Origin of the sequence: Haematobacter missouriensis (assembly GCF_000740775.1) — a bacterium.
Lineage (GTDB): Bacteria > Pseudomonadota > Alphaproteobacteria > Rhodobacterales > Rhodobacteraceae > Haematobacter > Haematobacter missouriensis.
Map to the genome: position 1 here is coordinate 49,870 of NZ_JFGS01000019.1, position 23,870 is coordinate 73,739.

Consider the following 23,870-nt stretch of genomic DNA (forward strand, 5'->3'; position numbering starts at 1 on the left):
GATCCGGACATGCCGGACATCAGGGCGATCACAGCCATTCTCTCCTCCCTCTCGTGCAGTGCAGCGCGGGTCTCTCCTCTCCCACGCCGTACCGGTTGTCTTGCGACATCAATCTCCGTGGCCGCACCTTGCGCCCGCGCCTGACATCGAGGCGCGATCGCATTCTGCCAATGTCGTCATTTCCCGGCGCCGGTGTAGCGGAAGGCGCCGCTGCCGGTGGCCACGATCGTCCCATCGGCATCGGTGATCCGGCCCTCGGCGAAGAAGGTCTTCTGCCCGCCACCGACGCGCCAGCCCTCCGCCACGATCACCGAGCCGGCGGGCCGCGAGAGAAAGTTGGTCGTCAGCGACAGGGTCATCGCCTTGCGGCGGTTCTCGGCGTCGCCGGTATAGCTGCCGCTGTAGCCCATCACCGTGTCCAAGAGCGCCGCATAGACCCCGCCGTGCGGAATGCCGTAGCGGTTCTGAAGATGCTCCCCGAGCGGCAGTTCGAACCGGGCGCGGTCCTGGGCCCAGTCGAGCATGCGGAAACCCAGCAGCTTCTGAAACGGATAGGGGTCTTCGGTCAGGAACGTGCCGGACACGGGTTGATCCATCGGTAGTCTCCTTCAGGCATAGGTCAGCAGCCGGTCGTCCTCTTCCGTCCGCAGATGTGGCACTTCGTTGAACGCATGCAGGAACAGCCCCTGCCCCCCGCCGACAAGACGCGACACGGCGCAGTTCTTCATCTGAAGCTGGAGCAGGATCATCTGGGCGGGCGGCGCGCCCAGCACTTCCACCAGCATCCGGCTGATCGCGCCCCCCGAACTGACCGCGATCACATCGCCCCCCGCCGCACGCATTGCCGCCAGCGCGTCGGACACGCGGGCGGAGAAGTCGCGCCAGCGTTCTGGCGGGGCGTCCACCTCGTCCCGCTGCCAGGCCAGCACCGTCTCCCGCAGCGTGCGGAAGTAGAGACGCCTGTCACGCCGGACATCCTCGGGCAGTGCGCCGCCGAACCGGCAGGCGAGCAACGCGCCACCGTCGAATTCGTTCAGGCCCTCGTGGACAACGGCGGCATCCGGATCCAGCCCGAGCGCAGGAGCCAGCCCCTCCAGCGTCTCGCGATGGCGGCGCATGTTCCCCAGGAACACCCCTGACGGACGCACCCCGCCCCGCAGGGCCAGACTTTCGCCCAAGAGGCTGGCCTGTTCGTGGCCGAGCGGCGAGAGACGGTCGTAATCCGCCGCCCCGAAAGATGCCTGCCCGTGACGGACGAGGGTGATCTCCACCATCTCAGCCGGGCACGCGTTCGTCGAGCGCCACGACACCCTCCACGGCGTGCCGGTATTCCCGCTCCAGCCGCGCGACCAGATCGGCGGCAGGCACCACGCCCTTCACCGCGCCGATCCCCTGACCCGCACCCCAGATCTCCTTCCAGGCCTTGGGCTTGGAGGCGCCATCCTTGAAGTTCATCGTGGTGACATCGCCCTGCGGCAGCGAGTCCGGGTCCAGCCCCGCGCGGCGGATCGAGGGCTTGAGATAATTTCCGGAGACACCTGTGAAAAGCGAGGAGGTAACGATGTCCTCCGCCCCGGAGTTCACGATCATCTCCTTGTACTCCTCAGGCGCCTGGGCTTCCTTGGTGGCGATGAAGGCGGAGCCCATATAACCCAGGTCCGCGCCCATCACCTGCGCCGCCAGCAGCGCCTGCCCGGTGGCGAGGCTTCCCGACAGCAGCAAAGGGCCGGAGAACCACGACCGGATTTCCTGCACCAGCGCAAAGGGTGACTGCATCCCCGCATGGCCGCCCGCGCCGGCAGCAACGGCGATCAGCCCGTCCGCACCCTTCTCCACCGCCTTGCGGGCGAAGGTATTGTTGATGACATCGTGCAGCACGATCGCGCCGGAGTCATGGGCCGCCGCGTTCACTTCGGGTCTTGCGCCGAGCGATGTGATCCAGATCGGCACCTTCCAGCGGGCGCAAATCTCCACGTCCCTGTCCAGCCGCGCGTTGGAGCGGTGAACGATCTGGTTCACGGCAAAGGGCGCAGCGGGCCGGTCGGGGTTGGCCTGATTGTGGCGGTCCAGCTCCTCCGTGATGCGGCGGAGCCATGCTTCCAGAAGGGGCGGCTCGCCCGCGCCCTCACGCGCGTTGAGCGCGGGGAAGCTGCCGACGATGCCCGCCTTGCACTGAGCGATGACCAGGTCGGGGCCGGAGAGGATGAACATGGGCGACGCGACGAGCGGCAGGCGGAGCCTGCGGAACGGGGCGGGGAGATCCTTGAGTGTCCGCATCACGCGGCCTCCTTTCCAACATAGCGCAATCCGAGCCAGTCAGCGAGGAGCGCGGGCCGGTCGGCCCCCTCAATTTCCACAGTAACCCCCCAGACGGCAAGCAGAGCGTCGGGTGACCTCCAGTCAGCCCGGGTCAGCCGGAACCGCCCCCGGATGCGCGCGCCGACCGGGACAGGCGCCACGAAGCGCACCCGGTCGAAGCCGTAGTTCACGCTGGAGCGCACATTGGTGAGCTTCGGCAGCGCGCTTCTCGCCAGCGCGGGCAGGAGCGACAGCGTGAGCAGCCCATGTGCCACCGTCGTCCCGTAGGGCCCTTCAGCGGCAGCGCGGCCCGGATCGACGTGGATGAACTGATGATCGTCCGTGACCTTGGCGAAGGCGTCGATCAGCGGCTGGTCGATGACCTTCCAGTCGGACAGACCGATCTCCTCCCCCACGCGCTCCGCAAGCTCTGCTGGCGACATCTCCATTCCACCTGCCTCCCCGTTTCCTGACAAATGTAAGGCGACCGTAGATCCAAATCCTGCGACAGACAACGCCGATAATTCTCTTGCGTCCGTTTTGACGCATCGCCTTGTTCCCTTGGGGTTTCGCAGAGTGGAACGGGGCCGGTCAGGTTTCCTGACATTTGTAAGGAATCCGTTGACACGCAAGTCGGCGAATGCTGTCGTCAGGCCGCATCCCCTTCGGAGGAGGAGGGGCTGCACAGACCAGACGGGGCCTTGCCCGCCCAGCGGTACATGGCCACCGATATGACAGGGAGGAACAGGGTGAATTTTAACGACCTCGGGTCCGTTTCGCGCGGGCTTTTTCCCGCCCTCAGCCGCAGGAAGCTGCTGATCGGCATGACGGCGGCAGGCGCGGTGGCAAGCCTTGGCCTGCCGATTCGCGCCTTTGCGGGGGCAACGGGTCGGCTGCGGATCGCTGGCATCGCCAATCCGTCCAGCCTTGACCCTGCGACGAGCGGGTCTGGGTCCGACCACGTCTATCTGTTCAATTTCTACGATACGCTGGTGGACTGGGATCCCGAAACGCTCGCCCCCCGCCCCGGCCTTGCGAAAAGCTATACTTTCAGCGATCCGCAGACGCTCGTGCTCGACCTTCGGGAGGGCGTCTCCTTCCACGACGGCACGCCGATGGATGCGGAGGCGGTCAAGTTCAACCTCGACCGGATGCGCGGCTCGCCGTTGTCCAACCACAAGGCAGAGATGTCCACCATCGACACGGTCGAGATCACCGGCCCGCTTCAGGTGACGCTGCGCCTGAAGGTGCCTGACAGCGCCATGCCGCTCATCCTCGCGGACCGGCCGGGCATGGTCGTCTCGCCCGCAGCGCTGAAGGCCAGCGAGCAGGGCCGGATCGACCGTAGTCCGGTGGGCACCGGCGCGTGGAAATACGTCAGCTGGACCGATGCGGAGCGGTTGATCGGGGAAGCCAACCCCGCCTACTGGCGGCAGGATCGCCCCGGTGCGGCGGAGATCGAGTTCTTCATCATCCCCGACGCGGCTACGCGGCTTCGCGCGGTGCAGTCCGGGCAGGTGGACATCGCCTATCTGGTCTCAGAACGCTTCATGCCGGTGGTGGAGCGCAACCCGAAGCTCACGGGTATCGCCCGGCCCACCGCCTATATCTACCAGCTCTACCTCAACGGCTCCAAAGGTCCGCTGGCCGATGTACGGGTGCGGCAGGCGATCAACCACGCCATCGACCGGAACGCCTTCATTCAAGCCGTGCAGCAGGGCCTGGGCGAGGCCGCGGCAATGAACCTGCCCAAATCCCACTGGGCCTATGCGCCTGAGGTCGAGGAGTACACCCGCTACGATCCCGATCTTGCCCGACGCCTGCTGGCGGAGGCGGGCCATGCCGACGGGTTGCAGCTCGACTTCCGCAGCTATCCCGATCAGGCGGCGGTGCAGCGGCAGGAGGTGATCCTCAACCAGTTGTCAAAGGTGGGGATCCGGGGGCGTTTCCTGAACGCACCCATCGCGGAGGCCGACAGCCGCGTCTTCGGAGGGGGCGAGGGGGATGTGTATCTCTCCGCATGGACGGGGCGGGCCGATCCGACGGTGACCTACGTCACGCTTTATGACGAGAAGTCCTACTACAATCCGGGCCGCGTCGCGCCGTTGCCGGGCTTCAACGAAGCCATCGCCGAAAGCCGTGCCACGGACGATCAGGCAGCCCGTGCGACCGCTCTTGCCAAGGTGCAAAAGCTGGCCATGCAGAACGCGCTCACCGCACCGATCTCTTTCCGCTATGAGACGGACGCCGCGACGAAACAGGTCGCGAATTTCGCGCCGAACCTGCTGGGCAAGCCGAAGTTTCAGGACGTGACCCTACGCGGCAACGACGGCTGAAGACGCTATCGGCCCCCGGTGGCGGGGGCCGGAGCACTCCGACACACCGGTCCCAGCCAACCTGGATCCAGCCAATCTGGGTCCAGACATTCCGCAGACAGAGAAGCCGGCGGCAGACAATTCGTCCCACACCTGTCGAACTCCGATAAAGGCACAAAAGCCTTCATCGGGATCATGTTCCACAGGTCCTCCGGCTGAAACGGCTTCCCTCAGAGTACGTCGGGCACCAGCCAACCGGCGGTCGCAAGTCCGGGAGATGGGCGAGGACAAACCGCGCCCAATGCTCCCTCTGCAGGGCCACAAGGGGGACGCCCGCGCCGCAAGGCACGGGCTCCTCTTTCGGAGGCGGGCCGACGCCGATGGTGCGGATCGGCGGTTCACGCCGGAGGCTAGACCGGCGATCCAGACTGGCAGTCCAGACCAGAGGATCACGCCACCGGCGGCGGGGTCTGGGTCGTCGCGGCGGGGGCAGCGGTGCCGGACAGGGCGGCTTTCAGCCGCTCGATCGTCGCCGTCTCCTCCGGGCTCACCTTCACACCGCCGAAGCCGAGAAACTCGCCCTCCTTCGAGGCCTCCGCCACGCTCTGCGCAATGTCGATGAGCCAGTTGTTGAAGCCCGGCGCGGCCTCGGGCGCCTTCTGCGCGATGATACCGGAAATCTGGCTAATCTCACCGATCAGATTGTCCACGATTCCTTTCGGATCCTTCCCCTTCACCCCTTCCTTGAGGAGTGTAGTCACGGCCGAACGTCCCTCGGAAGAGGAAAAACTCTCCACCGCCGCGGCGATCAATGGGTTATCCTTCGTGTCGCGCGCCTTGTTGAGCGCTTGCGCCATGGCCGCACTTTCCTTTATGGCCCCGAACAGGCCACTCGGATCAGCGGCGGTCACCGCCATGCCGGCGAACATCGGCATCGCGGCGATACGGTCCCGGTCAGCGGGATCAAAGGCATCGAGTCCAGTCATGGGTGTTCTCCCTTACGCATCGGAATCATGCGCAAGAGAATGTAGCACGACATTCTCATTCGTCTTTGTTTCGATGTCCCTGCCGTTCAGCGGGAGAGGATCCCGTCCATCGCGGAGAGCAGCAGATCGCATTCCTCCGCCGTGCCGATGGAGATGCGAAGCCAGTCCGCGATCCGCTCCTGACCGAAGCGGCGGACAAGAATGCCCTGCGCGCGCAACCCCGCCAGCGCGGCCTCCCCGGACAGATCCGGGTGACGGGCGAAGACGAAATTCGCCTGCGAGGGCAGCACGTCGAAACCCCGCGCCGTCAGCCCCGCGGCTGTCCGTTCCCGGTCCGCCATCACGCGGGCGCGCGTCTGGTCGAACCAGCCACGGTCGCGCCATGCGGCCTCTGCCCCGGCGAGCGCCAGCCTGTCCAGCGGATAGGAATTGAAGCTGTCCCGGATCCGCCGCAGCGCCTCTATCAGCGGTTGCTGGCCAAGCGCGAAGCCCACCCGCAGCCCGGCAAGGCTTCGCGACTTGGAGAATGTCTGCACCACCAGAAGGTTGTCATGCTCTCCGATCAGGCCTGCCGCGCTTTCCGCGCCGAAATCGACATAGGCCTCATCGACCAGAACCACCACATCGCGGTTCCGCCGCAGGATATCCGCCAGCACGTCCAGCCCCACCGCGATCCCCGTCGGGGCATTGGGGTTGGCTATGACGATGCCGCCGCAGGGCCCGTGATACCGGGCCGCATCCAGCCGGAACTCCGCATCCAGAGGCAGCCGCCGGAACGGCAGGTCGTACAGGCCGCAATACGTGGGATAGAAGCTGTAGGTCACATCGGGAAACAGCACCGGCCCCTTGTCCCGGAAGAAGGCGTTGAAGGCATGGGCCAGCACCTCGTCAGAGCCGTTGCCGAGAAACACCTGATCGGGCGCAAGGCCCAGCGGCTCCGCGATCGCCGCCACGAGGGCGGAGGCCGTCGGATCGGGATAGAGCCGCAGGCCATCATCCGTCGCCGCCCGGATCGCCTCCAGCGCCAGAGGCGAGGGGCCGTAGGGGTTCTCGTTGGTGTTCAGCTTCACCACCCGTGCGCCCTTCGGCTGCTCGCCGGGGACATAGGGGACGAGATGCTGGACGAAGGGGCTCCACAACCTGCTCACGGGTATCCTCACCGGTTCATCGGCGGGAGACTATCGTCTCGACGCTGGAGAGGCCACAGCGAATGGCCAGAGGCGCACGAGCGCAGGCCGGGATGCGCAGCGGGACAGGAGCATGGTATCGTGCCCTCGCCCAGGCTCAGGCCAGCTGCGTCCGTGCCGGGTGTGCTTGCCCTCGCGGACGTTCGGGCCCTCTTCCACGCGGCAGGAACGAACCTTGTTCACGAGCGCTTCCGCCAACGGTCAATGGCCGTCTTCCACGCAGACAGGGACGAACGCCGTATTTCAGTGCCAACCCGAGCGCCCACCGTCTTCCACGGAGGGAGAGACGAACCTCCGCGCTACGCAGTTGTCCGGTCCGTGCTGAACCTTGGTCCGCGCGGGCGGGGCGAACCCAAGGCGGCGGCCAGTCCACACCCTTCTTCCGACCTTCGACCACGTGGGCGGGGATGCATCGGAGGTATACCATGCAGCCGCGCCTCACGATATTTGCTCGCGCAGGCCGGACGCCCCAAACCTGCGCCGGTCTCCACAAGGGTGCGAGGGCCATCCGCTATCCGACCGGGCGAGGATGCGGGCTTTTGGGATGGTCCGCCGCGATGGCTGCCGACACTCCGGTTCCCGCCGCCCGTTGCGCGCCACCCGCCTGCCCGTTCCACGAGGCGGTATGACCAGCGGAGAAGCCAACGCGGCGCAGGACCCTTGGCCTGCCATTCGAGCGCATGTCTCGCCCCGGATGCCGGTCCGAAACACCTCGACGTCCCTCGCAGCGCTCCGCGCCCGACGGCCGCCCGTGGCGCGTCGGACGGACGGCACAATCCGGCGTCGAGCGCCTAGGCCGCCGCGGCCCAGCCCGAGGACCAGGCCCATTGGAAATTGTAACCGCCGAGCCAGCCCGTCACATCCACCACCTCGCCGATGAAATGCAGGCCCGGGACCGCCTTTGCCTCCATCGTGCGGGCATCAAGCGCATCGGTGTCCACACCGCCCAGCGTCACCTCCGCCGTGCGGTAGCCTTCCGATCCGGCGGGGCGGAGCGGATAGTCGTGCACCAAAGCGGCCAGCCGGTCTAGCGCCGCGTTCGGCTGATCGGCGAGGTTGCCCGACAGTCCGCTGACCGCCTCCACATGCCGCGCGAGCTTCTCCGGCATCAGCCGCGACAGCGCCGTACGGAGAGCGATGCGCCCGGCGGTGGCACGGGCCTCCCGCAGCAGTGCGGCGGCATCCTGACCGCGGGCCAAATCGAGCCGGATCTCCTCCCCCTCCCGCCAGTAGGAGCTGATCTGGAGGATCGCGGGGCCGGACAGGCCGCGGTGGGTGAACAGGATCGCCTCGTCGAACGCCGTGCGTCCGTGGCGCGCACTGCCCTGAACGGCGGTGCCGGAGAGCGGGGCGAAGCGCTCCAGATCCGAGGGCGAAAGGGTCAGAGGCACAAGACCGGGCCGCGTCTCCACCAACGGGAGACCGAAGCTCTCTGCGATGCGGTAGCCGATGCCGGTCGCGCCCATCTTCGGAATGGACTTGCCGCCCGTCGCCACCACGACCTTGCCCGCCGTCAGCACCCCGCGAGAGGTGGCGACCACAAAGTCCTGCCCGTGCGGCGTGACCCCTTCCACCGCCGTCTCGAGCCACAGTTCACCCCCCGCCCGCTCCAGATCGCGGAGCAGCGCAGCGACGAGATCCTTGGCCGAGCCGTCGCAGAAAAGCTGCCCCAGCGTCTTTTCGTGCCACGGGATATCCCATTCCGCCATGCGGTCGATGAAATCCCACTGGGTATAGCGTTTGAGGGCCGACAGCGCGAAACGGGGGTTCTTCGACAGGAACCGCTCCGGTGCGATGCCGAGGTTGGTGAAATTGCACCGCCCACCGCCGGAGATGCGGATCTTCTCTCCCGCCCGCCGAGCATGGTCGATCAGCAGCACCCGCCGCCCGCGCCGCGCCTCCTCGATCGCCGAGAAGAGTCCCGCCGCGCCTGCGCCGAGGATGATGGTGTCCTGTCCCGCCATGCCCCGCCTGTACCTCCGGTGGCGGCGGCTGGCAATCGCGCTCCCGCTGCCTGCACGGGTGCTCATGGCGCGCGGATGACGAAGCACAGGCCGCACGCCAAAATTGTCCGCGAACCGTCATCATCCGTAAACCATGTCGTTTCAAATGGTTGTGATCTTGCCCGCGTTGACTGCCGGGGTGGAAACGCCGCGGCGCGCACAACTCCAGAGGTATATGATGAAACTCTCCCATGCCGTCCTTGGCGTGACCTTCGCGTTCGCACTGCCGCTTTCCGGCGAGGCCGCGACCTTCGGCGCCCGGTTCGACACGCTGACCGGGGCCGCGCCCGCGGTCATCGCCCACCGGGGCGCACCCGCCTATCTTTCCGAGAACACGCTGGCCGGAACGGAGCTTTCCGTCCTTCAGGGCGCTGGCTGGATCGAGAACGACGTGCAGCCCACGAAGGACGGCGTCCTCGTCGTCATGCATGACGGCTCGCTGGAGCGGACCACCGACGTGGAGACACTGTTCGCGCCCCGGAACGGCGGCTACAATGTCGCCGACTTCACGCTGGAGGAGATCCGCACGCTGACGGTGGATTCCCAGAGCCACGATTATCCGGGCTTCACGCCGTCCAGCGAAAACCCCTTCCGCGTGCCGACCTTCGCAGAGCAGCTCGACGCCCTGACCGAATACAACGCCGCCTATGGCACGAATGTCGGCATCGTGGCGGAGCTGAAATACGGCTACGATCCGGCGTCGAACCAGAAGGCGATCGACACGCTGATCGCCCATGGCTACGACACCCCGGACAAGGCGATCCTGCAATCCTTCAGCCACGAGAATGTCTACGATGTCGCGGGCAAGCTGGAGGAGATGGGCCTGACGCTGCCGGTCTCGCAGCTTGGCGGGGCGGCGCTGGGGCTGGACGGGCAGTTCTACATCGACGGCAAAATCACTCTCGCCGGGCTTGCCACCTATGCCGATGCCCTGTCGCTGACCTCCGGCAGCATCACGGAGGAGTTGATCGCCGCTGCCCATGACCTTGGCCTGCCGGTCTATGGCTGGACGTTCCGCCCCGCAGATCTGAACGCGGCCTTTGCCCAGATGGCGCAGTTCATCGAATGGGGGATCGACGGCATCATCACCGACAATCCCGACCATGCGGTGGCCGTGGTGGCGAGCTATGAGGTCGCCCCCGTGCCGCTGCCGGCCGCCCTGCCGCTGGTACTGGCCGGGATCGGCGCCCTCGGGCTGGTTGCACGCCGCAAGCGGGCCTGACCTGCAAAGCCGCCTTGCGGATCGCAGGGTGGCGCAGGACACTGGCGGCCCCGGCGGCGAGTCGCCCCGGGGCTGCTCCCATGCCGCCCGCACGCCGTGCGGCCCGAAATTCGATGGCCCGATGATCGTCCGAGACAGACCCAGCGCGCTCCGCCTGTTCTTCGTGATGAAAGGCTCTATCGTTCAGCGTATCTGGCCGCAGCTTCTCAGCGTGGCGCTGCTTTCCGCCTTCGTCGTCGCCGCGCACCGATGGCTGCCCGGCTGGGTGCCGGGGATGAACCCCGCGCCATTCACGCTGATCGGGATCGCGCTGTCCATCTTTCTCGGCTTCCGCAACGGGGCGAGCTATGACCGCTGGTGGGAGGCCCGCAAGCTCTGGGGCCAGATCATCCAGACGGCGCGGGACATCGCGCGCCAGACCGCGCTCCTGACCGAAACCGCCCCGGAGGCGCGGAGGGACATTCTGCACGCGATCATCGGCTTTGCCCATGCCGGCGCGCGCGGCCTGCGGGGCGAGACACCCGACCCCTCGGCGGACGCGCTGCTGACACGCGCCTCGCTCACCGTGGCGCGCTCGCTCCGGGCGGGAGTGCTGGAGCCGGTGGAGGTGCTCGCGCTCAACGAAAGCCTGGGGCGGCTGTCGCAGGGCATGGTCGGCTGCGAGCGGCTGGCCAACACGCCGCTGCCCTTCGCCTATGCGCTGCTCCTCCATCGGACGGCCTATATCTTCTGTTTCCTGCTGCCTTTCGGTTTCGCCGACAGCCTTGGCTGGGCCACGCCGCTGGCGGTGGCGCTCATGGCCTATACGTTCTTCGGGCTGGACGCGTTGGCGGATGAGCTGGAGGAGCCGTTCGGCCTGATGCCCAACGATCTGCCCATCGCTTCCTACGCCACGGGGATCGAGATCACGCTCCGCCGCGAACTGGGAGAGACGGAGCTGCCCCCCGCCCCCCGCCCCGATGACTACGTGCTTACCTGACGGGTGCGCGGCGCTGTAGCGGGCAGAGAATTTTCACTGGCGTACGGCAGCGAAAGAGAATGCCATCGCTGCGGGGCGCAAAACCTTGGAATTCGCCCGGGGGGCCACCTGCGCTAGACTACGCGCCATCCGCAGCCCTGGGAGCATGGCATGACCCGTCGTTCGCCGCAGCGTCCGTTTCCGTCTCGCCTTCGGCGCGGCCTCCGTATAGAAATGCTATGGACGAACGCGGCGGAATACCGCCTTCCGGGGGGGTCCCATGCTGACGATGAAGGGCAAGTACGGGCTGAAGGCGCTCATCAACCTCGCGGGACGGCCCTGGGGGGAGCTGGCACAGTCTGTGGAGATCGCGGAGGCCGAGGGGGTTTCCAAGAAGTTCCTGGACACCATTCTGGGCGAGTTGCGCAACGCGGGTTTCGTCGCCACGCGCAAGGGGCGGAACGGCGGCTACATGCTGGCCCGCCCGGCGGAGCAGCTGATGGCCGGGCATGTGCTGCGCGTGCTGGAAGGCCCCCTCTCGCCCATCCCCTGCGCGAGCCGGACGGCCTATGTGCGCTGCAACGACTGCCCGGACGAGACCCGCTGCGCCGTGCGGCTGACGATGCTGGAGGTGCGGGAGGCGATCGTCGGTGTGCTGGACAGCAAGTCCATCGCCGATCTGCGGGCCATGGGGGGGCTGTCTCTCCCTGCGGAGGGAGAGGACGACACCACCCTCAGGGTCGCGCGGGGCTGACGCCCGCCAGCAGCGTGGCCGGGAGCGTGGCATGAGCGGGCCGCGCCATATCCTCATCATCGGTGGCGGAGCGAGCGGGACGATCCTCGCCGCGCATCTGCTGCGCAACGGTCCGCCCGGCCTGCAACTCACGCTGGTGGAGCGCCGGGAGCGGCTGGGACGGGGCATCGCCTACGACACGCCGCACGCGGCCCATCTGCTCAACACCCGCGTCGGCGCGATGAGCGCCTTTGCCGACATGCCCGACCATTTCCACGACTGGCTGGCCGCGCAGGAAACACCTGCCGACCGGGAGGCCTTCGTGCCCCGCCATCTCTACGCCGCCTATCTGGAAGGCCTCGTCTCCCCTGCGCCCCGCCTGCGCCGGGAGCAGGAGGAATGCGTGGCGCTGACCCACGGGAGCAGCGGGCGCATCGCCGCCCATCTGGCCGACGGGCGGACGATCCTCGCCGACAGGGCGGTGCTGGCAACGGGGCATCCGCTGCTTCAGGCCGGCGCGGACATGCTGGAACGCGCCGAGTTCGATCCCTGGCACGCCCCCCTGCCCGACGATGCGGAGGCGCGCGTCCTGATCGTCGGCACCGGGCTGACGATGGTGGACCGGGTGATGCGGCTGCTGGAGGCCGGACACCGGGGGGAGATCGTGATCCTGTCCCGCCGGGGACTTCTGCCACGGGTCAACGGGCCGAGCCGACCCATCGAACTGGACAGGGCGGACCTGCCGCTGGGCGCGGGGGCGGGCTATGCGCTCCGCTGGCTGCGCACGCAGGTGCGCTGGCACGAGGGGCGCGGCGGCGACTGGCGCGACATCGTGGACGGCGCGCGCGGGCATCTCGCGCTCTGGTGGCAGAGTGTGCCGCCCGAAACGCGCGGACGCTTCCTGCGCCACGCCCGCCGGTTCTGGGAGATCCACCGCCACCGCATTCCCGCGCCCGTGGCCGCGCGGCTGGATACCGCGCGCCTTGCCGGGCAGGTGCGGCTGGTGACCGGCACCCTGCTCTCCGCCGCCGAACGCGGGGGGCGCCATACCGTCACGCTGCGCCGTCGCGGGGGAGAGCTGGAGACGGTGGAGGTGACGCAGATCACGGACGGGCGTGGCCTGCTGCGCGACCCGGAAGACCATGCGACACCGCTCGTTCGGTCGCTCGTGGACAGTGGCATGGCGCGGATCGACGCGCTCCGCATCGGGCTGGAGGTGACGGCCGACGGACAGGTTCTTCCCCGCCCCGGAACGGCCCCTGCGCCGCTGCACGCCATCGGCCCCGCCGCGCGGGCGGCAGGCTGGGAGGGGCTGGCCATCGTCGATATCCGCGCGCAGGCCGCATCGCTGGTGCCCCGGCTGATCGCGGACGATACGACGGCTGCACAGGCCCGCTGCCGCCCCTGCGGCTGACACCGGCGGCGCGGATTATCTCCAAGGAGGAGACAAGTATTTCTTGTCTCATCACAGTGTTTCTTGCTTGTGCGAAGCGGGGCGCGGGCGCAACCTGACGGGCAAAACGGCGCTCCGCGCCGATGCCGCCTTCAGGAGACAGCATGACCCGAACGCCCATCCGCCTTGGCGCCGATATCGGCGGAACCTTCACCGACATCGCGCTGGAACGCGACGGACGCATCTTCTCCACCAAGGTTCTGACCAACTATACCGCGCCCGAACAGGCGATTCTGGACGGAATTGCCATCGTCCTGAAGGATGCGGCCCTGTCACCCGCCGATCTGGACCTGGTGATCCACGGCACCACGCTTGCCACCAACGCGCTGATCGAGCGGCGGGGGGCAAAGACCGCACTGGTCACCACGGAGGGGTTCCGCGACGTGATCGAGATGCGGACGGAAAGCCGCTTCGACCAGTATGATCTCAACATCCGCTTGCCCCAGCCGCTCATTCCGCGCGACCACCGCTTCCCCGTTCGCGGGCGGCTCGGAGCGGACGGCTCCGAACTCCAACCGCTGGACGAAGCGGCACTGGAGGCGCTGGCGGAACGGCTGGCGGAGGACGGCTTCGGTGCCGTCGCTGTGGGGTTCATCCATTCCTATATGAACCCCGCGCATGAACGCCGCGCGCGGGAGATCCTGTCGGCACGGCTCGATGTGCCGATCTCGCTCTCCAGCGAGGTTTCCCCCCAGATGCGGGAATATGAACGGTTCAACACCGTCGCCGCCAATGCCTATGTCCGCCCGCAGATGGCCAGCTACCTTGCCCGGCTGCAGGTCCGGTTGCGGGAGATGGGCGCAGATTGCCCGGTCTTCATGATCCATTCCGGCGGCGGCCTGATCTCGGTGGAGACGGCGGCGGAATTCCCGGTGCGGCTGGTGGAATCCGGCCCCGCGGGGGGCGCAATCTTTGCCGCCGACATCGCCCGCCGTTTCGGGCTGGAGAAGGTCGTAAGCTATGACATGGGAGGGACCACCGCGAAGATCTGCCTGATCGAGGGTTTTCAGCCCAAGACCGCCCGCACTTTCGAAGTGGCCCGCACCACCCGCTTCGCAAAGGGATCGGGAATGCCGATCTCCATCCCGGTGATCGAGATGATAGAGATCGGCGCGGGCGGTGGATCGCTGGCCTGGGTGGATGCGATGGGCCGCATCCAGACCGGCCCGGAAAGCGCAGGTTCCGAACCCGGTCCCGCCTGCTACGGGCGCGGGGGCGAGCGTCCGGCCATCACCGATGCGGACGTGCTGCTGGGCAAGATCGACCCCGACAATTTCGCGGGGGGCACGATCGTGCTGGATGCAGGCGCCTCCCGGCGGGCGGTGGAGCATGAAGTGGCGACGCCGCTGAACCTCACGCCGCTCGACGCGGCCTTCGGCATCGCCGAAGTGGTGGATGAGAACATGGCCAACGCCGCCCGCGTTCACGCGGTGGAGAATGGGAAGGTCATCGGGGAGAACGTGATGATCGCCTTCGGTGGCGCGGCCCCCCTCCACGCGGCCCGTTTGTGCGAGAAGCTGGGCGTGGATCGCTGCCTGATACCGGAGGGCGCGGGCGTCGGCTCCGCCATCGGGTTCCTGCGCGCGCCCTTCGGCTATGAGGCGCTGGCCTCCAAGCTGACGCGGCTGTCGGATTTCGACGTGACGGCGGTGAACGCCATGCTGGAGGAGTTGAAGGAGACGGCGGAGCATTTCGTGCGGGAAGGCGCAACGGGGCCGATCCGGCGCGAGATCACCGCCTTCATGCGCTATGCCGGACAGGGTTGGGAGATCCCCGTGCCGCTCGCCGACCGCCCCTTCGCGGCCGACGATGCTCAGGCCCTGCGCGAGGCGTTCCGCACCGCCTATGCCCGTTTCTTCGGACGGGCCATCGACGGACTGGGCGGGCTGGAGGTGGAGATCGTCACCTGGTCAGTCCGGGTGGAGGACGAACGCCCCCTGCCGGAGACGCGGACGATCCGCGCGGGAACGGAGACCGTGAGCGGCCCCACGCGCGAGGTGTTCGACCCGGCCTCCGGGCGGCACCTGCCGACCGCCATCGTGAACCGCGGCGCGCTGACACCCGGCGCGCGTGTCGCAGGCCCGGCGATCATCGTGGAACGGGAGACATCGACCGTCGTGACCTCTCCCTTCGATGTCACGATGCAGGATGACGGCTCCCTCCTCCTCACCCGCAAGGACGCGGCATGACACGGCCCGTGCTCACCCTGGCCCTCCTCGCCCCTTCCCCGGCTTCCCCTTTCGCGGCGGCCACAACAGCCGCATTCCGGGCGACCCCACATTCCGCCCTGCTCACCACCCCACATGCCAACCCCCTGGCCACCCCGCAGGAGACGATCCGATGAACGAGATGACGGGCGTTGACGAAATCCGCATGCAGGTGATGTGGAACCGGCTGATCTCCGTGGTGGAGGAACAGGCGCTGACGCTGATCCGCACCGCTTTCTCCACCTCCGTGCGGGAGGCCGGAGACCTCTCCGCAGGGGTGTTCGACCCAGAGGGGCGGATGCTGGCGCAGGCCGTCACCGGCACGCCGGGCCATGTGAACACCATGGCGGAGGCGGTGCTGAACTTCCTCGCGGAGATCCCGCGGGAGGAGATGTATGAGGGCGATACATATGTGACCAACGACCCTTGGCTGGGCACGGGGCACCTGCATGACATCACCATGGTCTCGCCATCGTTCCTTGACGGGCGGCTGGTCGGTTTCTTTGCCTGCACCGCGCATGTGGTCGATGTGGGCGGGCGCGGCTTCGGCGCGGACGGAAAATCCGTCTATGAGGAAGGCATCCAGATCCCCATCATGAAGTTCGCGGAGCGCGGCGAGGTCAACCGCGACCTGATCCGCCTGCTGCGCGCCAACGTGCGCGAGCCCAATCAGGTGGTGGGGGATTTCTACTCTCTGTCCGCCTGCAACGAAGTCGGCCACCGGCGGCTCGTTGACATGATGCGCGAGGTGGGCATCGACACGCTGGACCGGCTGGGAGAGTTCATCTTTTCCCGCACCCATGCGGCGACGCTGGAGCGGATCCGCGCGCTGCCCAAGGGGTCATGGTCCAACGTGCTGATGACGGATGGCTACGACGAGCCGGTGAAGCTGGCCTGCGCGGTGACGATCGGCGACAACCGGGTGCATGTGGATTTCGCCGGCACCGATCCGGTCAGCCGCTGGGGCATCAACGTGCCGATCATCTACACCAAGGCCTATGCCTGCTACGCGCTGAAATGCGTGGTGGCGCCCGATATCCCGAACAACTCCGCCTCGCTCGCGCTGTTCACCATCGAGGCGCCTGCCGGGTCGATCCTGAATGCCGAACGGCCAGCACCGGTGAGCCTGCGGCACGTGATGGGACATATGGTGCCGGATCTCGTGCTGGGCGCCGTGGCGCAGGCGCTGCCCGGACAAGTGCAGGCGGAAGGGGCCGGGTCGCTGTGGAACATCCATCTGTCGGTGAAGCCGGTGGCCGGACAGGCGGGACGGCGGGCGGAGGTGCTGATGTTCAACTCCGGCGGCGGCGGGGCACGCCCCGCCATTGACGGGCTGTCGGCCACCGCCTTCCCCTCCGGCGTGATGACCATGCCGATCGAGGCCACGGAGCAGACTGGCCCCATCGTCATCTGGCGCAAGGAACTTCGCCCGGATTCGGGTGGCGCGGGCGCACAGCGTGGCGGCCTGGGCCAGATCATCGAGATCGCCCCGGCAGCAGGCCATGAGATCGACTTCTCCGCCATGTTCGACCGGGTCCACCATGCGGCGAAGGGCCGTGAGGGCGGGCGGGATGGTGCAAAGGGCGCTGTGGAACTGGATGACGGCACGGTGATGCGCCCAAAGGGCTGGCAGCATGTCCCCGCGGGTCGTCGGTTGATCCTGAAGGCTCCGGGCGGCGGCGGCTTCGGAGATCCCGCCGACAGACGCGCGGAGGACAGTGCGAACGACCGCCGGAAAGGCTATGTGACGGAGGCCGGCAAGACGGGCACCGACGCGACCGGGGACATGGCGGAGTCCGCCGCAGCGGGGTCCAATGGGGAAACGGACAATTGAGCCACGCTGTGGATCGCCATGCCGCCGCGACGCCCGTGTCGCCGGATGCGCTCCTGTGCACCAGTGAGGGGTTGCCGCCGGAGACTTCCGCGCAGAGCATCGCAGGGGGCCGCCGCTGGGAAGGGCGCCCGCGCCGGAGCGCGACGCTGCTATGCGACCCCGCGGGGCAAAGCGGCAGGCGTTCCTGCAGTGCTCCGCGTTCGCCGGACCCACAGGGACGGCGCGCCGGCGCCTGTATGACACCCCGCCGAACAGCAGGCTCTGGCGCCCGCCCGCGCCGGGGCATACCATCGCCAGAAACCAGACCGGAGGCCGCATGACCACTCCCCGCTATGACACGATCCTCATCACCGGCGCGGCCGGGATGCTGGGCACGGAACTCCGCAAGGGGCTGGCCCCGTTCGCGCGGAAGCTCCGCCTGAACGACCGGGTGGAAATCGCCGATCTCCAGCCGAACGAGGAAGCCGCGATCTGTGATCTGGGCGACATGGCGGCGGTGAGCGAGATGGTGAAGGGCGTCGATGCCATCGTGCATTTCGGCGGCGCCTCGCGCGAGCGGCCGTGGGAAGACGTGCTGAACTCCACCATCTCCGGCAGCTACAACATCTATGAAAGCGCGCGGCAGCACGGGGTGAAGCGGATCGTCTTCGCCTCCTCCGTCCATGCCATCGGGTTCCATGAACTGGAAAGCCATATCGACGCGACGACCCCCACACGGCCCGACACACTCTACGGCCTGTCGAAATGCTTCGTGGAGGATCTGTCGCGGCTCTACTGGGACAAGTGGGGCATCGAGACGCTGTGCCTGCGCATCTTCTCCTCCTTCCCCGAGCCGGAGGATCATCGCCACCTGTGGTCCTGGCTCTCCTTCCGGGACTGCGTGCAATATGTCACCCGCGGGCTGATGGCGCCGCGGGTGGGCCATACCATTGCCTTCGGCATGTCGGACAACCGCCTGAAGGTGGTGGACGATTCCAAGGCCGGGCACATCGGCTACCAGCCGCAGGACAATACGGAAGCCTTCCGCGCCAAGGTGGAGGGATCGGTGCCCTGGCCCGACCCGAACGCGCCCGAGGTCAAGCGTTATGGCGGCGTCTACGTGACATTCCCGCACCCGGACGACCCGGCGTGACCGGATCATGGCACCGGCACCGCCACGAGCGCCCGCGCCCATGACGGTGCGCGCCATGCGCCAGGTTTCCGCCATTGGCGCTGCTCCGGTTCCACTCCTGCCACGGGGTCCCGGGCCTGACCATTGCCCGCGAGATCGGCGGCATGCGCGAATGGAACGCGCCCGCCGGCACGCGGACCCGGCTCCGGTGTTCTGAGACAACCTCGCGCCCGGCTACCGGTCCGGGCGCTTTCCCCCCGGGCGGCCCGCCCTGATGATGAGACGAAGCGATGCGCGACCAATATGACGTGGTGATCGTGGGAGGGGCGGTGATCGGCTCCGCCTGTGCCTATTTCCTTGCCGCCAATCCCGATTTCGACGGTAGCATCCTGGTGGTGGAGCGGGATTCCACCTATCGCACCGCCTCCACCTCGCTTTCTGCCGCGGGCATCCGGCAGCAGTATTCCAACCCGATCAACGTGGAGATCGGCAAGTTCGGGGTGGAGTTCATCAAGCGCTTTCCCGAGATCATGGGCGTGCCCGGCGATGAGCGGCCCGACCTCCACTTCCACGAGGCAGGGTATCTCTACCTCGCCAATACGCCGGGCATGGTCGATTACCTGCGCGAGGCCCATGCCGTGCAGGCGGCCTGCGGCGCCGATACCGTGCTCTGGGACCGGGAGGAGCTGTCGCGCGCCTTCCCGCATCTGAACACGGACGACATCCTGATGGCCTCCTACGGGCGGAGCGGCGAGGGATGGTTCTCCAACACCGGGCTGATGTGGGGCTTCCGCAAGAAGGCGGCAGCGCTCGGCGCGGAATATGCGACCGATGAGGTCGTGGCGATAGGGCAGCGGGATGGGCGGGTCGCCTCCGTCACGTTGAAGTCGGGCCGGGTCATCGGCGCGGGGATCGTGGTGAATGCCTCAGGCGCGCGCTCCAAACGAACGGCCGAGATGGCGGGCCTGACAGTCCCGGTGGAGCCGCACAAGCGCACACTCTTCGTCTTCTCCTGCGAGAAAAGCCCCGAAGGCACGGCGACCGTTGCCGGTGGGCGGCTTCCCCTGATGATCGACACGACCGGCATCTTCTGCAGGCCGGAAGGGCGCTATTTCCTGGCCGGAGCGCCACCCGTGAATGACGTCGCTGTGGATTACGACGATTTCGAGCCGGTCTATTCGGAGTTCGAGGAGATCATCTGGCCCGCGCTGGCCGAGCGCTCGCCGAATTTCGAGGCGATCCGCGTGGTGAACCAATGGGCGGGACATTACGATTTCAACGTGTTCGATCACAACCTTATCGTGGGTCCGGCGCCCGAGTTGCCGAACTTCTACTTCGCCACCGGCTTCTCCGGCCACGGGCTGCAACAGGGGCCGGCGGCGGGCCGGGGGATTTCCGAACTCATCACCTACGGCGGGTTCCGCACGCTGGACCTCAGCGACGCCGGTTTCGACAGGATCGCGGCGGGGCGGCCCTTTCTGGAAAAGGCAGTAATCTCCTGACGGCGGGGAGGTCGGCGCCGCGGGGGCATCGAGCCCCCTCGCCCCCGGCTGCCGCGCGCGGGAGGGAGAGGCCGTGACAGACCGCAACGCCCTGCCCCCGCTGAATGCCCTCCGCGCGTTCGACGCGGTGATGCGCGCCCGCAGCTTCCGGGGCGCTGCGGACGACCTGCGCGTCAGCCCCCAGGCGGTGAGCCAGCAGGTGAGGCATCTGGAAAGCGTGCTCGGGCTGACGCTTTTCGAGCGGCGGGGGCGCGCCGCCGAGCCGACGGAGGCTGCATTGTTGCTGGGCCATTACGTCGCCTCCGGTTTCGAGGAAATGGCCGAGGGGATCCGCCGCGTCACCGCCCCCCGGCGCACCCGCATCACTCTGAACGCCAGCCCCTACTTCGCTACCCGTTACCTGCTGCCCCGGCTCGCAGGGTTTCGTGATATTGCGCCCGCGGCGGATATTCGGCTGACCACCATGGTCGAGCTGCCGGACTTCGACCGGGACGAGGTGGATGTCGCCGTTCAATGGGGCTTCGGAAGCTGGCCGGGGCATGAGAGCCACCTGCTCATCCGCGATCCAAAGGTCATCGCGGCCCGGCCCTCTGTCGCGGTCGCCATCCGCAAGCCCGACGACCTGCAACAGGCGCCCCTTCTGCACACGATGGCAGCACCGGAGATGTGGGCCAGGGTGCTTGGGCACCTGGGGGTCGATCTGTCCGCCGGAGCGGGCGGTGTGTCGTTTCAGGATGCGGAGACCATGCGCCGCGCGACGCTCGCCGGACTGGGCGTGGGGCTGCTCTCACGCGCGGATGCGCTCGACGATATCCGGTCTGGCCTGCTTGTCGCCCCGCTCGGGATCGACGCGCTCGCGGGCATGGCGCCTGCCGACGTGCCCGCCTTTTCGCTGGTGCTGCCGCGCGCCCATCGCCGCCGCCCGATGATCGCGCTGCTGTGCGACTGGATCACGGCACAGGAGTGGAGCGAGGACATCCCCCTGCCCTGATCTACGCTGACAAAAGAGAATAGACGCCCGATTTCCGACGTCCTGCCCGGTGTCCGCATGGTAGAACCGGCCCATGCTGTTCAACCTTCCTGATCCCGCCACGCTTTATGACGCCCTGCTCGCGCGGGATCCCCGTTTCGACGGGCAGGCCTTCGTCTGCGTCTCCTCCACCGGCATCTTCTGCCGGCTGACATGCCCCGCCCGCAAACCGCTGGCGAAGCACTGCACCTTCCACGCCACCATCGGCGAATGTATCGAGGCTGGCTACCGCCCCTGCAAACGCTGCCACCCGCTCAAGGCCGCGGCGCTGGCCGACCTGACCGTCGCGGCACTGCTTGACGCCATGGAGGAACGTCCCGGTTTCCGCTGGTCGGAGGCCGAGGTGGAGCGCCTGGGCCATGACCCATCAACCGTCCGGCGCAGTTTCCGGCGACACTTCGGCATGACCTTCCTCGAGATGGCACGGCAACGGCGGCTCCGCGATGGTTTCCAGTCGCTCGCCACCGGGGCCAAGGTCATCACCGCGCAGCATGAGGCGAGCTTCGACAGCCCGAGCGCCTTTCGCACCGCCTTCGCACGGCTTATGGGCTGCGCTCCCGGCGCGCTTCGAAGCGAGGCGCTCCTGCAGGCGACATGGATCCCTACGCCGCTGGGTGACATGATCGCCGTCAGCAGTCCGACCCACCTGCACCTTCTGGAGTTCATCGATCGCAAGGCGCTTCCCGCCGAGCTGTCCCGTCTGCGGTCTGCTGCGCCCGGTGGGATCGGCGTGGGCGGCGCCGCACCCTCCGATCAGGCGGCGGCGGAGCTGGAGGCCTATTTCGCATCGCGCTCGGCGCATTTCACCGTCCCGCTGGCGCTGGCAGCCAGCCCCTTCACCCGCGCCGTGTGGCAGGCGCTGCGCGAAATACCGGTGGGCGAGACCCGGAGTTACAGCGACATCGCGCGCCAGATCGGCCGCCCCACGGCGACCCGCGCCGTCGCCCGCGCCAACGGCGCGAACCAGATCGCCCTGATGATCCCCTGTCACCGCGTGATCGGGGCCGACGGTTCTCTCACGGGTTACGGAGGCGGCTTGTGGCGAAAGCAGCGGTTGATAGAAATCGAGCGGATGTTGCGTGAGGAGCCATCCCGGCCTCTTCACCACGGCGACACCCCTTTCGCGTCTGCGCGGTAATGAGCTTCGCCGAGGACGCGTTCATGTTCCGCCGACATCCGTCGAAGCAGCCGGAATTCCGTCTGTCCCGCATTGGAGTTACCTTAATGGACGGGAACCGGTAAATCGCCCTCCGGCTCGCACTCGGGCGTTCCTTCGCGCTGCACGCTACAGTTTCGGTGCTCCGGTTCTCATGCCAGAAAACGAAGGCCTGACGCTGCATTCCATCGCCCGGAAGACGGTTCCGAGATCGTGGTGGCCGCTGCCTCGGGTTGTTGCAGGAGATAGCCCAATGTCAGCATGCTAGCAGGCTGCTAAAAAGGCTTTTTGGCCTGTGTTGGAGCCGAAATCGTTCGCCATCTGACGAAATCTGGCCGGAAATCTATATGTTTCCGGGCCGATTTTCCGATTTCTGGCACATAGGCAAGACACTTCAGGATTTTTTCAGCAGCCTGCTAATCGTCGTATCCAAGCTCCTCACCGGCTTCGACGCGCCGCGGAACATGGTGTTGTACGTCTGCAAGTCCCTGAAAGCGCACAATCTCCTGCAAGCGATTGCGAGCGTGAAACGTCTGTATGAGGACAGCGGCACGGAGAAGCAGTTCGGGTTCACCCTCGACTATGAGGGGCTGCTGGGGGAGCTGGACAACGCGCTGACCACCTATAGCGCCTTCGAAGGTTACGAGGCGGCCGACCTCGCCGGTACGGTGCATGACGTCCACGAGGAGATCTGCAAGCTCCCCCAGCTTCACGACCAGCTCTGAGACCTTTTCAAGCCGGTCTGGAACAAGAGGGACATGGAGCAGTTCGAGCAGCACCTCGCTGACGAGTCGCTGCGACATGAGTTCTACGCGCGCCTCAAGGCTTTCAGCCGCTGCCTGCACATCTCGCTATCGTCGGACAAGCTGTTCGATGTTTTCGACGAGGCCAAGGTCGATGCCCTGAAGCGAGACTGGAAGCAGTTCTCCGAACTTAAGCGGTCGGTCCAGCTCCGTTACCAGGAGACGGTCGATGTCCGCGAGTTCGAGCCGAAGATTCAGAAGCTGCTCAATGGCCCTGGAGGGGGCTACGCTCGACGCCATAGTGGCCAAGCTGCGGAGGCGCGCGGCATGGTGACTCGGCAGCAGCGGCACTTCGCCAAGTTCCTCCCAAGAACACCGGAGCGCAGGTTTGTCGCCGGGGAGACCCATCTCTACCTCGGGCGCCAGTACCGGCTGAAGGTCGTGCCGCATGTGCAGGAAAGCGTGAAGCTGGTCCGCGGCTTCATCGTCGTGCAGACGCATCAGCCGACCCGGTCGGAGGTGACTCGCGAACTTGTCAAGGCATGGTACCGCCACCAGGCGCACATCAAGTTCCCGGAGAGGATCGAGCTCTGTCTCGGGCTCTTCCCCGATCCCGAAGCATTTCGGCCGAAGGGGCTCATCGTGCGCCAGACCGGCAGCGGTGGGGCTCTATGTCGCCGGCAGGACGTCTGCTGCTGAACCGTCGCCTCGTACAGGCGCCGGTCGATGCCATCGACTATGTGATCACCCACGAGCTTTGCCATGTCGCTGAGCCGCATCAGGGGCCCGCATTCTTCGAGCTACTTGACAAGGTGATGCCCGATTGGGAGCGGCGGAAGCAGAAGTTGGAGCGGACCATGGCCTGAGAACTTCCGGTCGCGGCAGACGCAAACGCGACCCCAATCCAAGCAATTTCAGGGTCGGGATTTTTCTTTGTTCCGACAAGCGCTTATGGGAAATTCACCAAATCCGCGCAGTCATGAGGTCCAGAGAATATTGGCCGGGAGAGACCGCCTCCGTGCCCTATGGTGCAGGGGCGAGTGCTCAGCCGCCGCCGCATAACCCTCGAAAACAACGGAAAAATCCGACCGTAGCCGGATTGGGAGAACGCCTTCCCAAGGGCAAGTGGTGG

The 23,870-nt window shown here is 67.0% G+C and carries 21 protein-coding genes; 14 read left to right on the forward strand and 7 right to left on the reverse strand.

Annotated elements, in window-relative coordinates; translation table 11 throughout:
- Positions 1-176: 176 nt before the first annotated feature.
- From CG51_RS12250 to CG51_RS12265, 4 genes are read right to left on the reverse strand one after another with little or no spacing between them, the layout of a single operon-like run.
- Positions 177-596 carry a PaaI family thioesterase gene (locus CG51_RS12250; protein ID WP_035745418.1) on the reverse strand — a complete coding sequence of 140 codons (420 nt, stop codon included), beginning with the start codon at positions 594-596 and terminating at the stop codon, positions 177-179.
- A gap of 12 nt (positions 597-608) precedes the next feature.
- On the reverse strand, positions 609-1,274 hold the full coding sequence (locus CG51_RS12255; RefSeq protein WP_035745420.1) for a histidine phosphatase family protein: 666 nt from the start codon (positions 1,272-1,274) through the stop codon (positions 609-611).
- 1 nt (position 1,275) lies between these two features.
- Positions 1,276-2,277 (reverse strand): NAD(P)H-dependent flavin oxidoreductase, encoded by a 1,002-nt coding sequence (locus CG51_RS12260; protein WP_035745422.1) that lies wholly within the window; start codon positions 2,275-2,277, stop codon positions 1,276-1,278.
- Positions 2,277-2,747 (reverse strand): MaoC family dehydratase, encoded by a 471-nt coding sequence (locus CG51_RS12265; protein WP_035745423.1) that lies wholly within the window; start codon positions 2,745-2,747, stop codon positions 2,277-2,279. Before CG51_RS12265 ends, CG51_RS12260 begins: the two co-directional genes overlap by 1 nt.
- Positions 2,748-3,047: 300 nt before the next feature.
- On the opposite strand from CG51_RS12265, the gene CG51_RS12270 reads away from it, so the two are divergent.
- A complete protein-coding gene (locus CG51_RS12270) occupies positions 3,048-4,634 on the forward strand; it encodes an ABC transporter substrate-binding protein (RefSeq protein WP_198947734.1) in 1,587 nt (528 codons plus the stop codon).
- A 428-nt stretch (positions 4,635-5,062) separates the two neighbouring features.
- Here CG51_RS12270 and CG51_RS12275 read toward each other — a convergent pair whose 3' ends face one another.
- The 3 genes from CG51_RS12275 to CG51_RS12285 form a co-directional block, all read right to left on the reverse strand.
- Entirely contained in the window at positions 5,063-5,599 is a 537-nt protein-coding gene (locus tag CG51_RS12275; protein ID WP_051930529.1) for a hypothetical protein, read from the reverse strand.
- 86 nt (positions 5,600-5,685) lie between these two features.
- Entirely contained in the window at positions 5,686-6,747 is a 1,062-nt protein-coding gene (gene hisC / locus CG51_RS12280) for a histidinol-phosphate transaminase (protein ID WP_035745425.1), read from the reverse strand.
- An 830-nt stretch (positions 6,748-7,577) separates the two neighbouring features.
- Positions 7,578-8,750 (reverse strand): BaiN/RdsA family NAD(P)/FAD-dependent oxidoreductase, encoded by a 1,173-nt coding sequence (locus tag CG51_RS12285; protein WP_035745427.1) that lies wholly within the window; start codon positions 8,748-8,750, stop codon positions 7,578-7,580.
- 217 nt (positions 8,751-8,967) lie between these two features.
- Here CG51_RS12285 and CG51_RS12290 point away from each other — a divergent pair, with 217 nt between their 5' ends.
- The 13 genes from CG51_RS12290 (at position 8,968) to CG51_RS20965 (ending at position 23,604) form a co-directional block, all read left to right on the forward strand.
- On the forward strand, positions 8,968-10,011 hold the full coding sequence (locus CG51_RS12290; protein WP_158212570.1) for a glycerophosphodiester phosphodiesterase family protein: 1,044 nt from the start codon (positions 8,968-8,970) through the stop codon (positions 10,009-10,011).
- Positions 10,012-10,039: 28 nt separating this feature from the next.
- Positions 10,040-10,990, forward strand: coding sequence for a bestrophin family protein (locus CG51_RS12295; RefSeq protein WP_248783379.1), 951 nt, complete (start codon positions 10,040-10,042; stop codon positions 10,988-10,990).
- Between the two features lie 259 nt (positions 10,991-11,249).
- Positions 11,250-11,723: an RrF2 family transcriptional regulator gene (locus CG51_RS12300; RefSeq protein ID WP_035745432.1), complete on the forward strand. Its 474-nt coding sequence runs from the start codon at positions 11,250-11,252 to the stop codon at positions 11,721-11,723.
- Positions 11,724-11,754: 31 nt separating this feature from the next.
- Positions 11,755-13,116, forward strand: a complete 1,362-nt coding sequence (locus CG51_RS12305) for an FAD/NAD(P)-binding protein (RefSeq protein ID WP_051930531.1) — start codon at positions 11,755-11,757, stop codon at positions 13,114-13,116.
- A gap of 143 nt (positions 13,117-13,259) precedes the next feature.
- Positions 13,260-15,344 (forward strand): hydantoinase/oxoprolinase family protein, encoded by a 2,085-nt coding sequence (locus CG51_RS12310; RefSeq protein ID WP_035745434.1) that lies wholly within the window; start codon positions 13,260-13,262, stop codon positions 15,342-15,344.
- 160 nt (positions 15,345-15,504) lie between these two features.
- On the forward strand, positions 15,505-17,196 hold the full coding sequence (locus CG51_RS12315; protein WP_088233576.1) for a hydantoinase B/oxoprolinase family protein: 1,692 nt from the start codon (positions 15,505-15,507) through the stop codon (positions 17,194-17,196).
- A gap of 316 nt (positions 17,197-17,512) precedes the next feature.
- The gene (locus CG51_RS12320) at positions 17,513-18,328 is read left to right on the forward strand and encodes an NAD-dependent epimerase/dehydratase family protein (protein WP_035745436.1); all 816 of its coding nucleotides are present in this window, start codon (positions 17,513-17,515) and stop codon (positions 18,326-18,328) included.
- 269 nt (positions 18,329-18,597) lie between these two features.
- Positions 18,598-19,809, forward strand: a complete 1,212-nt coding sequence (locus CG51_RS12325) for an NAD(P)/FAD-dependent oxidoreductase (RefSeq protein ID WP_035745438.1) — start codon at positions 18,598-18,600, stop codon at positions 19,807-19,809.
- Positions 19,810-19,882: 73 nt separating this feature from the next.
- Complete coding sequence (locus tag CG51_RS12330) at positions 19,883-20,800, forward strand: LysR substrate-binding domain-containing protein (protein ID WP_035745440.1); 918 nt, start codon at positions 19,883-19,885, stop codon at positions 20,798-20,800.
- A 73-nt stretch (positions 20,801-20,873) separates the two neighbouring features.
- Positions 20,874-21,977: a bifunctional transcriptional activator/DNA repair enzyme AdaA gene (locus tag CG51_RS12335; RefSeq protein WP_051930533.1), complete on the forward strand. Its 1,104-nt coding sequence runs from the start codon at positions 20,874-20,876 to the stop codon at positions 21,975-21,977.
- Between the two features lie 365 nt (positions 21,978-22,342).
- A complete protein-coding gene (locus tag CG51_RS20405; RefSeq protein ID WP_035745442.1) occupies positions 22,343-22,720 on the forward strand; it encodes a type I restriction enzyme subunit R domain-containing protein in 378 nt (125 codons plus the stop codon).
- Between the two features lie 33 nt (positions 22,721-22,753).
- Entirely contained in the window at positions 22,754-23,437 is a 684-nt protein-coding gene (locus tag CG51_RS20960; RefSeq protein WP_269845392.1) for a YgjP-like metallopeptidase domain-containing protein, read from the forward strand.
- Positions 23,410-23,604, forward strand: a complete 195-nt coding sequence (locus CG51_RS20965) for a M48 metallopeptidase family protein (protein ID WP_269845390.1) — start codon at positions 23,410-23,412, stop codon at positions 23,602-23,604. Before CG51_RS20960 ends, CG51_RS20965 begins: the two co-directional genes overlap by 28 nt.
- The last annotated feature ends 266 nt before the right edge of the window (positions 23,605-23,870 follow it).